Source organism: Pandoraea terrigena (assembly GCF_902459705.1).
Taxonomy (GTDB): domain Bacteria; phylum Pseudomonadota; class Gammaproteobacteria; order Burkholderiales; family Burkholderiaceae; genus Pandoraea; species Pandoraea terrigena.
In genome coordinates, this window is sequence record NZ_CABPRU010000013.1 from 41,945 (window position 1) to 55,415 (window position 13,471).

10 protein-coding genes are annotated in these 13,471 nt (G+C 66.4%); 5 read left to right on the forward strand and 5 right to left on the reverse strand.

Translation table 11 applies throughout. From position 1 onward, the window contains the following. Positions 1-104 precede the first annotated feature (104 nt). The gene (gene hpnN / locus PTE31013_RS20860; protein ID WP_150614554.1) at positions 105-2,741 is read right to left on the reverse strand and encodes a hopanoid transporter HpnN; all 2,637 of its coding nucleotides are present in this window, start codon (positions 2,739-2,741) and stop codon (positions 105-107) included. 223 nt (positions 2,742-2,964) lie between these two features. Between hpnN and PTE31013_RS20865 the strand changes: the two genes are divergently transcribed. From PTE31013_RS20865 to PTE31013_RS20885, 5 genes are all read left to right on the forward strand, one after another. Further along, a complete protein-coding gene (locus PTE31013_RS20865) occupies positions 2,965-3,612 on the forward strand; it encodes an MlaC/ttg2D family ABC transporter substrate-binding protein (RefSeq protein ID WP_150614555.1) in 648 nt (215 codons plus the stop codon). A gap of 339 nt (positions 3,613-3,951) precedes the next feature. Beyond that, positions 3,952-4,911: a 4-hydroxy-3-methylbut-2-enyl diphosphate reductase gene (gene ispH, locus PTE31013_RS20870; RefSeq protein ID WP_150614556.1), complete on the forward strand. Its 960-nt coding sequence runs from the start codon at positions 3,952-3,954 to the stop codon at positions 4,909-4,911. Positions 4,912-4,934: 23 nt separating this feature from the next. Continuing rightward, positions 4,935-6,056 carry an adenosyl-hopene transferase HpnH gene (gene hpnH, locus PTE31013_RS20875; RefSeq protein ID WP_150614557.1) on the forward strand — a complete coding sequence of 374 codons (1,122 nt, stop codon included), beginning with the start codon at positions 4,935-4,937 and terminating at the stop codon, positions 6,054-6,056. Beyond that, positions 6,057-7,052 (forward strand): hopanoid-associated sugar epimerase, encoded by a 996-nt coding sequence (gene hpnA, locus PTE31013_RS20880; protein ID WP_150614558.1) that lies wholly within the window; start codon positions 6,057-6,059, stop codon positions 7,050-7,052. It begins immediately after the preceding gene. Next, the gene (locus tag PTE31013_RS20885; RefSeq protein WP_150614559.1) at positions 7,049-8,251 is read left to right on the forward strand and encodes a glycosyltransferase; all 1,203 of its coding nucleotides are present in this window, start codon (positions 7,049-7,051) and stop codon (positions 8,249-8,251) included. The genes hpnA and PTE31013_RS20885 overlap by 4 nt, the downstream gene beginning before the upstream one ends. Positions 8,252-8,363: 112 nt before the next feature. On the opposite strand, the gene PTE31013_RS20890 is transcribed toward PTE31013_RS20885, so the two are convergent. The 4 genes from PTE31013_RS20890 to hpnD all read right to left on the reverse strand — a co-directional run bounded on the left by PTE31013_RS20890 (position 8,364) and on the right by hpnD (position 13,378). Beyond that, positions 8,364-9,059, reverse strand: coding sequence for a phosphorylase (locus PTE31013_RS20890; RefSeq protein ID WP_246174780.1), 696 nt, complete (start codon positions 9,057-9,059; stop codon positions 8,364-8,366). A 24-nt stretch (positions 9,060-9,083) separates the two neighbouring features. Beyond that, positions 9,084-11,048: a squalene--hopene cyclase gene (gene shc, locus PTE31013_RS20895; RefSeq protein WP_150614640.1), complete on the reverse strand. Its 1,965-nt coding sequence runs from the start codon at positions 11,046-11,048 to the stop codon at positions 9,084-9,086. A gap of 228 nt (positions 11,049-11,276) precedes the next feature. Then, the gene (hpnE, locus tag PTE31013_RS20900; protein WP_150614561.1) at positions 11,277-12,530 is read right to left on the reverse strand and encodes a hydroxysqualene dehydroxylase HpnE; all 1,254 of its coding nucleotides are present in this window, start codon (positions 12,528-12,530) and stop codon (positions 11,277-11,279) included. Next, on the reverse strand, positions 12,530-13,378 hold the full coding sequence (gene hpnD, locus PTE31013_RS20905; protein WP_150614562.1) for a presqualene diphosphate synthase HpnD: 849 nt from the start codon (positions 13,376-13,378) through the stop codon (positions 12,530-12,532). The genes hpnE and hpnD overlap by 1 nt, the downstream gene beginning before the upstream one ends. Positions 13,379-13,471: the final 93 nt, after the last annotated feature.

The window sequence follows — 13,471 nt, forward strand, 5'->3', positions numbered from 1 at the left end:
GCGTTTTACCGCGCCTGATTGGCCCCTGGATCGCCCCCTGGATCGGCCACGCCCAGAACGCAAAACGGCACCTTTCGGTGCCGTTTTGCATGGCGTCGCTGCCGTCATGCCTGGCGCGGCGGCGCCGCCGTCTTGCGCGGCTTGCCCATGAGCACCGGCTGAAAGAACACGGCGCCGATCAGCGTGCAGACGAGCGAGAGCGCCAGCAGCTTGCCCATGCTCGACGTGCCCGGATGATGCGATAGCCAGAGACTGCCGAAGGCGATACCCGTGGTCGCGGCCGACAACACGATCGCCTGCGTCAGCCCCGATGCGAGCAGCCGCGTCTGCCCGTGACGCCACGCGATCACGTAATAGATCTTGAACGCCACGCCGACCCCCAGCAGCAATGGCAGCGCGATGATGTTCGCAAAGTTCAGCGGCAGACCGATCAGCACGCTGAGTTCGAGCGTGACGCCGGCCGAGACCAGCAGCGGCACCAGCGTGCGCAGCACGTCGCCAAAGTTGCGCAGTGCCAGCCATAACAACACAGTGATCGAGAGCAACGCCAACGCGCCCGCCTCGAAGAATGCGCGGATGATCGTGTCGGCCGAGCGCAGGATCGAGATCGGCCCGCCAACGGCGTCCGGCGTCGTCGCCAGCACGGCCGCGCTGAACTTGCGCAGCATGACGTCATCGCTCGGATCGGCGCCCTTGGCCACGTGCGGCGAGATGTTCACGAGCGCGCGCCCATCGGCCGCCACCCATTGCGACGCGATGTCCTTGGGCAGCGAGTCGCGCGTCACGGCATGCGGCTGCAGCGCGTCGCGCAACTGGCCGAGCGCGAGCTTCAACGGCTCGGCTATCGCCCGATCCGCACGGTCGCGCGTCGCCGCGTCGGCCGCGGCGAGCTTGCGTAACGCGGCGGCCAGACGCTGCGCCGGCTTCGCGCCGTCGCCCGGATGATCGAGCGCCGCATCCTCCAACTGACCGGCGGCCGTCTTGAGCGCCGACACGCGCGCCGCGTCGGCCACCGGCGCGAGCGGCGTTTGCGAAAGCACCGGCAGTAGCGATTCGGCGGCCGTGCCGATCAGTGCAAGCTTGGCGGGCTGGTCTGCCGGCAGGAATGTCGTAAGCGTGACCACGCGACCAATCTCCGGCACGGCGCGCAGCTTCGCCGCGTCCGCATCGGCAGCGGCGAGCGTCGGGGCGAGCAACTGCACGTCGTTCACACCGGCCTCCGGCGAATTGGCCAGGTCCATCAGCGTCGCCATCGACTCCGTCTTCGGATCCTTCAGATGCAATGGATTGAAGTCGAAGTGCAGGTGTCCAAGCAGCGGCAGGCCCGCGACGACGAGGGCGAGCGTGCCGTACAGCAGCGGCTTGCGGTGCTTTTCGGTGAAATCGTCGACTCGACCCAGGCTGCGAAAGCCCGGCGGACTCGGTTCGCCCTTCGGCTTGAACACACTGATGAGCGCCGGCAACAACGTGATGGCCGACGGGAAGGCCACGCACAGAATGCCCACGCCCGCGATCAGCCCCAGTTCGGATACGCCGCGATAATCGGTCGGCAGGAACGAGAAGAAACTCGCTGCCGTAGCGGCGGCCGCCAGTGACAGCGGCATGGCAATCACCCTGCCCGCTCGGGTGAGCGCGCCGTGGAGCGCCTCGTCGCCCGACGCCTCGGTGTCCCGCTCCAGACGATGGCGCTCCTCGCGATAGCGCACGCCGAACTGGATGCCGAAGTCCACCCCGATGCCGACGAAGAGCACCGCGAACGCGACCGAAATCATGTTGAGCGCGCCGACCATCATCAGCCCGAGCGCAAACGTGACGACCAGCCCGGCCAGCAGCGTGATGAACACCGCAAGAATCATCTTGCCCGAGCGCACCGCCAGCCACAGCACGACCAGCACGGCCAGCAGCGTGACGACCGCGTTCGCCCCGGCGTCCTGACGCACGGAGGCGAACTCTTCATCGGACAGCGGACGTGCGCCGGTCAAACGGACCGTCGCGCCATAGCGCTCACCAAGCTTCAGCTCGGCTACCGCCGCGCGAATGCGCGTCGCGGCGTTCGCCCCCGCCTCGAGCGCCGCGTAGTCCAGCACGGGCTGCACCTGGACATAGCTGCGCGCGACGGTGTCCGGCGCGACGAGCGCACGCCACGACATGGCCGCCGGACGCCCTGCGAGCACCGCCTCGGTCGTGTCGGCCGCGTCCCCGAGCAGACGCGCCATGTCCGGCAGCTTGACCTGCCCCGTGAGGAGAGGCGTTTGCAGCGTGACCGACAGCAGGTTCGACAAGCCGGCCAGGCTCGGATCCTGCGCCAGGCGGTTGAGCAGCGGCTTGGCGTCGTCCAGCTTGCCCGTGAGCGACGTTACGTCGTCGAGCGGTGCGAAGAGCAGTGCGTTGTGGGCGAAGAACGCGCCGGCGCCCGGACGGCTCACCGCCCGGAACACATCCGTCTCGGTGGCAAGTCTCGCGGCCAGCTCGGCGGCGGCGCGGTCGGCGAACTCCGCCGCCGGGGCCTGCACCACGGCCAAGGTGAGGTCCGATTTCTGTGGGAAAGCACGCTCGATAGCGCGACCGCGCTCGGCGGCAGGCGTGTTCAGATCGATCAGGCCCGAGATATCGGTGTTGATCGCGAAGTGCTTGGCGACGTACACGCCACTCGCTATCACGAGCAGGAGCGAAGCGACGATGACCGGGTACGCGTGCTTCGCCGAAAAACGGACGATGCGCACGACGAGCGAAGTCAGCATGTAGCGGTTCCGGAAGAGAGTAGAGGTGTCCTCGCCCCGGCCGCCGCGCTCCAAGCGCTCGCGAAACGTCATGTATCAGGCGATACCGGGGAACCAATCGCGGACGACGGCCGTCGATCCATTCATGGAAGACAAGGAAACGGTGAATTTACGAAATCGCAGCAGTATACAAGGCCCGGTGCACTACACTACGGCCAACCCGATTGAAACCCACGAAGACGGTATGAACAAATTTCTGGTGACGGCGCTCTCGGCCGTCGCATTCAGCGGCATCGGCGTCGCATCCAGCGCCTGGGCACAGGCGAGCAGCAACAATCCGAATGACCTGGTGAAGACGGCGGTCGAGACGGTCGTCAAGGCGGCCAAGGCCGACGCGGCAGCCCGCGACGGCGATGTCGCCGCCACCGCCCGTGTCGTGGCCCGCGACTTCCTGCCCTATACCGATTTCCATCGGACCACGCGCTACGCCGTCGGCCCAAAGGCGTTCGACGCGGCCACCCCGGCCCAGCAGCAGCAGGTCTTCGAACAATTTCAGCAGTTGCTCGTGAACACCTTCGCGCTGCAACTCTCTCAGGTGCGCGGCACCCAGATCGCGTTCAAGTTCACGCCGGCGAAATTGACCGCGAGCAGCAGCGACGTGGTGGTGGGCGCCTCGGTCAGTGGCACAGGCGACAACCTGTCGGTAGCCTATCGACTGGTGAAGACCAACAAGGGCTGGAAGATCTACGACATCAACATGATGGGCGAGAACGTGGCGAACGCGTGGCTCATCCAGTTGTACCAGCCGCAATTCAAGGCGCGCATCGCCCAGGGCGGCATCGACGGCCTGGTGACTTACCTGCGCGACAAGAACGCACGTTTCGGCAAGTAAAATCAACGGCTTGACGACGCCCGCCGTGCCCGGCGCCGCCGGGCCGGGGGGCGTCAGCGGCAACTGGGTGGCACCTTCGGCGCAAATCCGAGCCCGATGCGCGCCGATTCGTCAACTTTCAAGCAACATGCGCTGGTCTCTCCCTACCGGGGGTGATCAGCACCATTTGGCGACGGCGGTTACAATCGTCGCTTGTCAAACGACCGGACGGCGGTCCCCCCAAGGGTGCGCGCGAATTGCCATCGACACTGGCGCCGCGTGCCCCACGAGACCATGGCGATCAAGACATGGACACTCGATCGGAACCGCCATCCCGGCCGACCTGAGCCGGAGAGCTGAATGCAAGTCTTCCTTGCCCAACCCCGCGGTTTTTGTGCGGGTGTCATACGTGCCATCGAGATCGTGGAACGCGCCCTGGAAAAATATGGCGCCCCGGTCTACGTGCGCCATGAGATCGTCCACAACAAGCACGTGGTCGATTCGCTCAAGGCCAAGGGTGCGCGCTTCATCGACGAATTGTCCGAAGCCCCGGCGGGCGCGGTCACCATTTTCAGTGCGCATGGCGTGGCACGCGTCGTCGAACAGGAAGCGCAGGCGCGCGGCCTGCGGGTACTCAATGCCACCTGCCCGCTCGTCACCAAAGTGCACCTGCAAGGCAAGAATTACGTGTCGGCCGGGCGCAACGTCATCCTGATCGGACACGCCGGCCATCCGGAAGTCGAGGGCACGATGGGCCAGATCGATGGTCCCGTGCATCTCGTCCAGACCGAGCGCGACGTCGGCGCGCTGCCGCTGGCCGTCGACACCCCGGTCTCGTACGTGACGCAGACCACGCTGTCGGTCGACGAGACTCGCGGTATCATTGCTGCGCTGCACGGTCGCTTTACCGATATCGTCGGCCCGGACACCAAGGACATCTGCTACGCCACGCAAAACCGCCAGACCGCCGTGCGCGAGCTGTGCGAGCGCGTGGACGTGCTGATCGTGGTGGGCGCGACGAACAGCTCGAACTCGAACCGCCTGCGTGAAATCGGCGCCGAAATGGGGTTGCCGAGCTATCTCGTGGCCGACGGCACCGGGGTCGATCCGGCATGGGTGCGCGGCCAGGCCCGCATTGGCATCACCGCCGGGGCGTCCGCGCCCGAGCGCATGGTCGAAGACGTGATCGACGCGCTGCGTCGCATCGACACCGTCGAAGTGACTCTCATGGACGGCATCGAGGAAACCATCCAGTTTCGCCTGCCGTCGGAACTGACCAAAGACGAGCCGGTCGCCGCGCCACAAGCGGTCGCCGGCTAACGCATTACGAACAGGAGCCGAACTTGGCCATCCCCTTCCTGCAACAGGCGTATGTTGGCGCCTACCTGATGAAACAACGCTTCAAGGGCAACAAGCGCTACCCGCTGGTGCTGATGCTCGAACCGTTGTTCCGCTGCAATCTCGCCTGCTCGGGCTGTGGCAAGATCGACTATCCGGATCCCATCCTGAACCAGCGCGTCTCGCTCAAGGACTCGCTCGATGCCGTGGACGAATGCGGTGCGCCGGTGGTCTCGATTGCCGGCGGCGAGCCGTTGCTGCACAAGGAAATGCCCGAAATCGTCAAGGGCATCATCGCGCGCAAGAAGTTCGTCTATCTGTGCACGAACGCGCTGCTGCTCGAGAAGAAGATCGACGACTACGAGCCAAGTCCGTTCTTCGTGTGGTCGATTCACCTCGACGGCGACCGTGAAATGCACGACGCCGCCGTGTCGCAAGACGGCGTGTACGAGCGTGCCGTGGCCGCCATCAAGCTGGCCAAGTCGCGCGGCTTCCGCGTGAACATCAACTGCACGCTGTTCAACAATGCCGATCCGGAAAAGGTCGCCAGGTTCTTCGATTCGACGAAGGACATGGGCCTCGACGGGATTACCGTGTCGCCGGGCTACGCCTACGAGCGCGCCCCGGACCAGCAGCACTTCCTGAACCGCTCGAAGACCAAGCAACTGTTCCGCGACATTCTCAAGCGCGGCAACGGCGGCAAGAACTGGACCTTCAGCCAGTCGAGCCTGTTCCTCGACTTCCTCGCCGGCAACCGTTCATACCACTGCACGCCGTGGGGCAACCCGACGCGCACCGTGTTCGGCTGGCAGCGTCCGTGCTACCTGCTTGGCGAAGGCTATGCCAAGACGTACACGGAACTGATGAACACCACCGACTGGGACAAGTACGGCGTGGGCAACTACGAGAAGTGTGCCGACTGCATGGTGCACAGCGGTTTCGAAGCCACGGCGGTAAACGAGACGATGTCGCATCCGCTGCGCGCGCTGGGCGTGGCCCTCAAGGGGGTGCGCACCGACGGCGCGATGGCCGACGACATCTCCTTCGCCAAGCAACGCCCGGCCGAATACGTGTTCTCCAAGCACGTCGAGATCAAGCTCGACGAACTGCGCCGGGCCAAGGCGTAAATGCCATCGCGTGTCCTGGTCACCGGCGCCTCCGGGTTTGTCGGTTCCGCCGTCGCACGCACGGCGCTCGCGCGCGGCCATGAGGTTCGCCTGCTGGTGCGCGGCACCAGTCCGCGCGCGAACCTCGCCGACCTGCCCGTCGAGGTCGTGGAAGGCGATATGCGCGACGCGGCGTCAATGCAGCGCGCACTCGCCGGCGTGGACGCGCTGCTCCACGTGGCCGCCGACTACCGTCTTTGGGCGAAAGACCCCAACGACATCATGCGGGCCAATATCGAAGGCACGCGCACGGTGATGGAAGCCGCGCTGCGCGCAGGCGTCGGGCGCGTGGTCTACACCAGCAGTGTTGCCACGCTGCGGGTGCACGACGCCGTCGGCCCGGTCGACGAAACCTCCCCCAACGACGAAGCCACGACCATCGGCGTCTACAAGCGCAGCAAGGTCGCGGCCGAGCGTCTGGTCGAGCGGATGATCGCAAACGACGGCCTGCCCGCCGTGATCGTCAATCCGTCCACGCCCATCGGGCCGCGTGACATCAAGCCCACGCCGACGGGACGCATCATCGTCGAGGCCGCGCAGGGCAAGATCCCCGCGTTCGTCGATACGGGCCTGAACCTCGTGCACGTCGACGACTGCGCCGAAGGCCATCTGCTCGCCCTTGAGCACGGCCGCATCGGCGAGCGCTACATCCTTGGCGGCGACGACGTACCGCTGCGCGACATGCTCGCCAGCATCGCGGACATGGTGGGGCGCCGCGCCCCGAAGATCGCCCTGCCGCGCTGGCCGCTCTATCCGCTCGCCATGGCGGCGCAGGGCGTCGCACGCTTCACCGGCAAAGAACCGTTCGTCACGGTCGATGGCTTGAAGATGTCGCGGTACCAGATGTACTTCTCGTCCGCGAAGGCGAAGCGCGACCTCGGCTACGCCGCCCGTCCCTACGCCACAGGCCTGCAAGACGCGCTCGCCTGGTTTGGCAATGCCGGATATCTGACATGACGGTTCTGGCCTGGATCGCCGCGCTGTCGCTGGGCATCTGGATCTACCTGCTGAGTTCCCAGGGCGGCTTCTGGCGCGCGCGCGAGCGCGACGATAGCGATGAAGACCGTCTGCCCGTGCCCGACGTCTGGCCTGCGGTGGCAGTGATCATTCCCGCGCGCAACGAGGCGGAATCGATTGGCCAGGTCGTGGCGTCGCTGTGTCGCCAGGACTATGCCGGACGGCTGCGCATCGTGGTCGTCGACGACCAGAGCAACGACGGCACGGCCGATCTCGCGCGCGAAGCGGCCACGCAGGCGGCCGCCGACGGCTTCACGCGCCGCGTGGACGTGCTCGGCGGCCAGCCCCTGCCCGCCGGCTGGACCGGCAAGCTGTGGGCGGTGCGCCAGGGGGTCGCGTTCGCGAGCGACCCCGCTACGAACGACGATGGGACCGCCCCCGATTACCTCCTGCATACCGACGCCGACATCGCGCATTCGCCGGAGAACGTGCGTCGTCTGGTCACGCGTGCCGAAGGCGATGGCCGCGTGCTCGTCTCGCTCATGGCGAAGCTGCGCTGCACCGCCTGGTTCGAGCGCACGCTGATTCCCGCGTTTGTGCTGTTCTTCCAGATGCTCTACCCGTTCGCGTGGGTCAACGATCCGAAGAAACGCATGGCGGCGGCCGCAGGCGGATGCATGCTGATCCATCGCGCGTCGCTCGAAGCCGGTGGCGGTATCGAAGCCATTCGCGACGAGATCATCGACGACTGCGCCATGGGACGCCTGCTCAAGCAGCAAGGCGCGATCTGGCTGGGGCTGACGGAGCGCGCCGTGAGCGTGCGTCCCTACGACAACCTTGGCGAGATTCGCAAGATGGTGTCGCGCACGGCCTACGCGCAGTTGCAATACTCGCCCGTGCTGCTTGCGGGCACGCTCGCCTCGCTGCTGCTCACGTTCATCGTGCCGCCCGTCATGACGATCTTCGCAACGGGCATTGCCCAGTGGCTGGGCCTGTTCGCCTGGATGGCGATGACGCTGGCCTACCTGCCGATGTTGCGCTTCTACCGTCAGCCGTCGGGCTTCGGACCGTTGCTGCCGCTCGTCGCCGCGCTCTACACCGTCTTCACATTCGACTCGGCGCTGCAGCACTGGCGCGGACGTGGCGGCATGTGGAAGGGGCGCGCCCAGGCGCGCGGGCAACAATCGTCGGACGCTTGAACCGGGATACCCACCGCAGCGGTCCGCAACAAAAAGCCAGCCCGTCGGCAACGACGCGCTGGCTTTTTGATGACCGCCGGCGGGCAGAGAATGGCGCGGAACGACGCTGTGATCAAATGCCTGCGGCCACCGCGCCAAATCCGTCGCCCAGTTCGAGGGTGACGATCCGGCGTCCGTGACGCATGGCCTGTCTGGCGCGGCTGGCGTCTTTCCCGACGCGCAACAGCGCCGGCAACTGCCGCGGATTGACGGCGAGCGAGCGCAGCACGCCGAGGATATCGGTGGAGCCATCGCTGCGAAGCCCGGCCAGCGCCGCGGGAGGGAGCGAGCGTTCTGCCGGATCGATCACCACGCGGGCGGCCACGAACGGCAGTCCATGCGCGTGTGCCACGCGTGCCACGATGTGGGACTCCATGTCGGCCGCCGCCGCCCCGCTCTCGCGCCACAGCGCGGCCTTGTCATCGGCCGTCACGACAGGTGCGGTCACACCGGCCAGATCGGCACGCAAGGCGTCGGGCATGGCGCGACGCAGTGCATTGGCCCAGGCCGCGCAGGACAGATATGCGTGCGCCTGCTGGGGCATATCGAGCACGTTGTGCGCAATCACCCACTGCCCGGGCGTCACGCCGGGCCTCAACCCGCCCGCCGTGCCGAAACTCACCAGCCCACGCGCGCCGTCAGGCGCCATCGCGGCCTCCAGGTCGGACGCAAGCGTGTGGTTCTGCGCGCAGACCACGACCACCCCGTCACCGCGCGCGATGCGGGCTTCGAAGGGCATGCCGGTCACCACGATGATGGGCGGGGTCATGGGGGACGGAGTCATGGGGGCGCGTCACATGCCGCAGGGCACTGGACAGTGGTTGCGCACCGTCAGGTTCCGGTAGCGCGCGAGTGCCCACAGCGGGAAAAACTTGCGATAACCGTGATAACGCAGATAGAACACCCGCGGGAAACCCGTCGCCGTGTAAAGGGCTTCGTCCCACAGCCCTTCTTCATTCTGCGTGTTCAGCAGATAGTCGATGCCGCGCTTGACCGCCGGGTCGTCGGCTTGACCTGCCGCCATCAGGCCGAGTAGCGCCCACGCCGTTTGCGACGACGTGCTCGGTGCCGGCGCGTAGCCCCGATAGTCGAGCTTGTAGCTCTCGCCGTCCTCGCCCCAGCCGCCGTCGGCATTCTGGATCGAGAGAAGCCACTGCGCCGCGCGCGCCATTGCCGGATGCGACGGCGACACCCCCGCCGCCTGCAAGCCGCACATCGCCGACCACGTGCCGTACACGAAATTCATGCCCCAGCGGCCGTACCAACTGCCGTCGGCTTCCTGATCGTCGAGGATGTATTTCAACGCCAGGTCGGCCGACGCCTTGCGCTGTGGCGATGGCGGCAACTGCGCGAGCATCGACAGGCATCGCGCGGAGACGTCCACCGTCGGCGGATCGAGCAAGGCCCCGTGGTCCGAGAACGGGATGCTGTTCAAATACAGATGGGTGTTTTCGGGCTCGAATGCCCCCCAGCCGCCGTTACTGCTCTGCATGCCGATGACCCACTCCGTGCCGCGATCGATGGCATGACGCATCGGCCGCGAGCTCGCGTCGACCGTGTCGCTCTCGAAAGTGCCGGCCAGCTTCTCGTAACGATCCATCGCCATGGCAACCACGGCGGTGTCGTCCACATCCGGGTAGTGCGGGTTCGCGAACTGGAAGGCCCAGCCACCCGGCCGCACGTTCGGCCGGCGCGAGATCCAGTCGCCGCGCACGTCGAGGATCTGCAGCGGAATGAGCCACTTCAGCCCCTTGCCCGCCATGTCGATGGCACGTTTGTCGCCGGTTTCCAGCAGCGCGTGAGCGGTCAGCGCGGTGTCCCACACCGGCGACAGACACGGCTGCACATAGGTCTCGTCATCGGCGGGCGTCACCAGCTTCTCGAGCGACTGACGGGCAATCGCGCGGCTCGGATGATCTTCCGGATAGCCGAGCACGTCGTACATCATGACGGCGTTGGCCATCGCGGGATAAATCGCACCGAGGCCGTCTTCGCCGTTCAGGCGTTCCTCCACGAACGCGACAGCACGCTGGATCGACGTCTCGCGCAGTTTTTTCGGAAAGAACGGATCCAGTGCCCGCAGCACATGATCGACACCCGAGAAGCACGTGAACCAGAAGCGGCTCTGGTGCGGTGCCCGCTTGGGCGGACCAACGTCCTTGGGACTGCCGATGAACAGCTCGTCGATGCCGACACCCTTGGGATTACGCGCGCGCGGACGCTTGGCCTGCAGCACGAGCAGCGGCACGATCACGGTGCGTGCCCAGTACGACACCTTCGACAGATGGAAGGGGAACCACTGCGGCAACAACATGATCTCGACGGGCATCATTGGCACGGCCTTCCATTCCAGTACGCCGTAGAGCGCCAGCAAGATCCGCGTGAAGACGTTCGACCGCTGCGCACCGCCGCGCGAGAGAATGGCTTCGCGGGCACGCACCATGTGCGGGGCATCGACGGGATCGCCGATCATCTTGAGCGCGAAGTACGCCTTCACGCTCGCGCTCATGTCGAACTTGCCCTGATGGAACAGCGGCCAGCCGCCGTGCTCGCCCTGGATGCGGCGCAGATAGACGGCGATCTTCGCTTCGAGTTCGGCGTCGACCGGCTCGGCCAGATGGTGACGCAGCAACACGTATTCGGCCGGAATCGTCGCGTCGGCTTCCAGTTCGAAGAGCCAGTGACCGTCGTCCTGTTGCAGGTCGAGCAATGCCGTGATCGAGCGGTCGATGCCCGTCTCGAGCGTCTGCGTCGCCATTGCCGTGCTCACCTTCTGGGCAAGCTCGGTATGCAGTTTGAGGTCCACGGCCGTGGCAGTGGCCGTGCGTCGCGCTTCCTTTTCAGAAGCATCGCGTATCGTGTCCATGGCGTTCTTGCCTACTCAAAGGCGTGTGATCGGCGCGGGGTGCGCACCGGTTAAACAGTGTCATTACAATGCGTGCCGGGTTCTGCCGCCCGGCGCGTGCGCGAGACGATTCGACAAGTCTCAGGCGGGGCGCAACACCTCGGCCGCCCGGTTGCCGCTGCGCAGCGCGCCTTCGATGGTCGCGGGCAGGCCGGTGGCCGTCCAGTCGCCCGCGAGCGCGAGATTGCGCCAGCGTGTGCGCGCGCCGGGGCGACGCTTGTCCTGCGCCGGCGTTGCCGCAAACGTGGCGCGCTTCTCGCGCACCAATTGCCATACCGGCATCGGCGTGGCGGGTACCTGACAGGCGTGCGCCACCTCTTCCCAGATGCGCAACGCGAGTGATTCGCGCGATTCGTCGAGCAAATGGTCGGCGCCGCTGATCGTCACCGACAACCGGCCGTCGAAAGCGAATATCCAGTCGCTCACGCCGTTCACCACGCCGATCATCGGCGGGCAGCCCGGCGGCGGCGGCACCTGGAAATGCGCGTTGACAATGGCCCGGTATTCGTCGGGCGTCGTCAGGTCCGGCACCAACGCCGCCGCCACGTTCGGCGGCACGGCCAGCACCACGGCATCGTCTGCCGCCAGCGCTTGCGGCCCGTCACCGAAATCGATCGATTCGACGCGGCTGCCGTCTGGCGCAAAGCCCAACGTCCGCACGCGGTGCTGCATCATCACACGCGCCCCCTTCGCTTCCAGGAACGCCAGCGCGGGCGTGACGAACGACGCGTCCAGACCGTCGCTCGCAATCAGCGGATGACAGGCCTTGCCGCCCGCCGCGAGCGTCTCGCGAATGACGGCGGCCGCCATCTGCGCCGAGCCTTCGGCCGGATCGGCGTTGAGCACCGCGAGGAACAGCGGGTGAATCAAACGCTGGTAGAGCGCGGGCGGGCAACGCATCGCGTCGGTCATGGTCGCGTCGGGCCCGGCGCGCAGCAACGGCGCGAGCGACAGATAGTCAGACCACTTCGTGCCCGGCACGCGGGCGTTGTGATCGAAGATCCACCACGGCAACCGCCCTTCCGAGAGGCGCACCGTCCAGCGCTCGTCACTCGCGAGATCGACGAACGCGAACTCCGCGCGATCGGGACCGGTCAGCGTGTGCTCGGCGCCGATGGCGCGCGTAAACTCGCGCATCGTCGTGTTGCCCGAGAGCACCAGGTGATTGCCGTTGTCGATCACGGCGTTCAACTGCGGGTCAAAGTAAGAGCGGCAGCGCCCGCCCGCCTGCGGTGCCGCCTCGTGCAGCACGACCGGCACGCCACGCGTCACAAGCCTGACCGAGGCCGCCAGGCCTGCCAGACCGGCGCCGATAACGTGAACCGTACCCGACATCAGAAGGCCATCTGCCGAAGCAGCATCAGGATGAGGCGCCAACGCGGCACACGCACGCGCTCGCGAGGCACGGCAAAGCCGCGCGCAATGAGCTTGTCGAGAATCGCGCCATACGCCTTGGCCATCACGGCGGGCGCAATGACCACGCGACGCGGATACGGCGCCATGATCGCGCGCGCCTTCGCGTAGTGTTCATGGGCTTGCGCCACGAGCGGCGCGCAGGCACGGTCGAGCTGGGCGGCGGCGACGCTTTGCGGCGTTGCGTCCACGACGCCCGCTTCGGCCAGCGTTTCGCGCGGCAGATAGACGCGGCCGATGCCGGCGTCCTCGTCGATGTCGCGCAGGATGTTCGTGAGTTGCAGTGCGCGGCCGAGGTGATGGGACAGCGCGATACCGTCCGCTTCGGGCATGCCGAACACCTTGACCGACAGACGGCCCACCGCGCTCGCCACGCGATCGCAATACAGATCGAGCGTGGGCAGATCGGGCGCGACGATGGGGCCGCAGGCATCCATTTCCATGCCGTCGATCACGGCGAGAAAGTCATCGTGCTTCAGGTCGAACTGCTTGACCACGCGGGCAAGGTTCGCGAGTGACGGCGCCGGGCGTCCGGCGTACAGATCGGCCAGATCGCGCCGCCACGCGGCCAGACGCGCCATGCGGCTCGCCGACGTGTCTTCGCCGTCGTCGGCAATGTCGTCAACGGCGCGGCAAAAGGCGTAGATCTCAAACATGCCTTCGCGCTGCGCAGACGGCAGAATGCGCATGGCAGCGTAAAAACTGCTGCCCGACGCCACACGTGCGCTGCTTGGCTCAGGCGACATTTCGATGGGTTCGGCGACGCTCACGAGGCTCCTCGTCGTGCAGGGGAACGGGGTGACACCACGGAAAAAACTCAGGGGATTCTTGCAAGGAGGGAAGTATACCGGGGATTGGCGCGA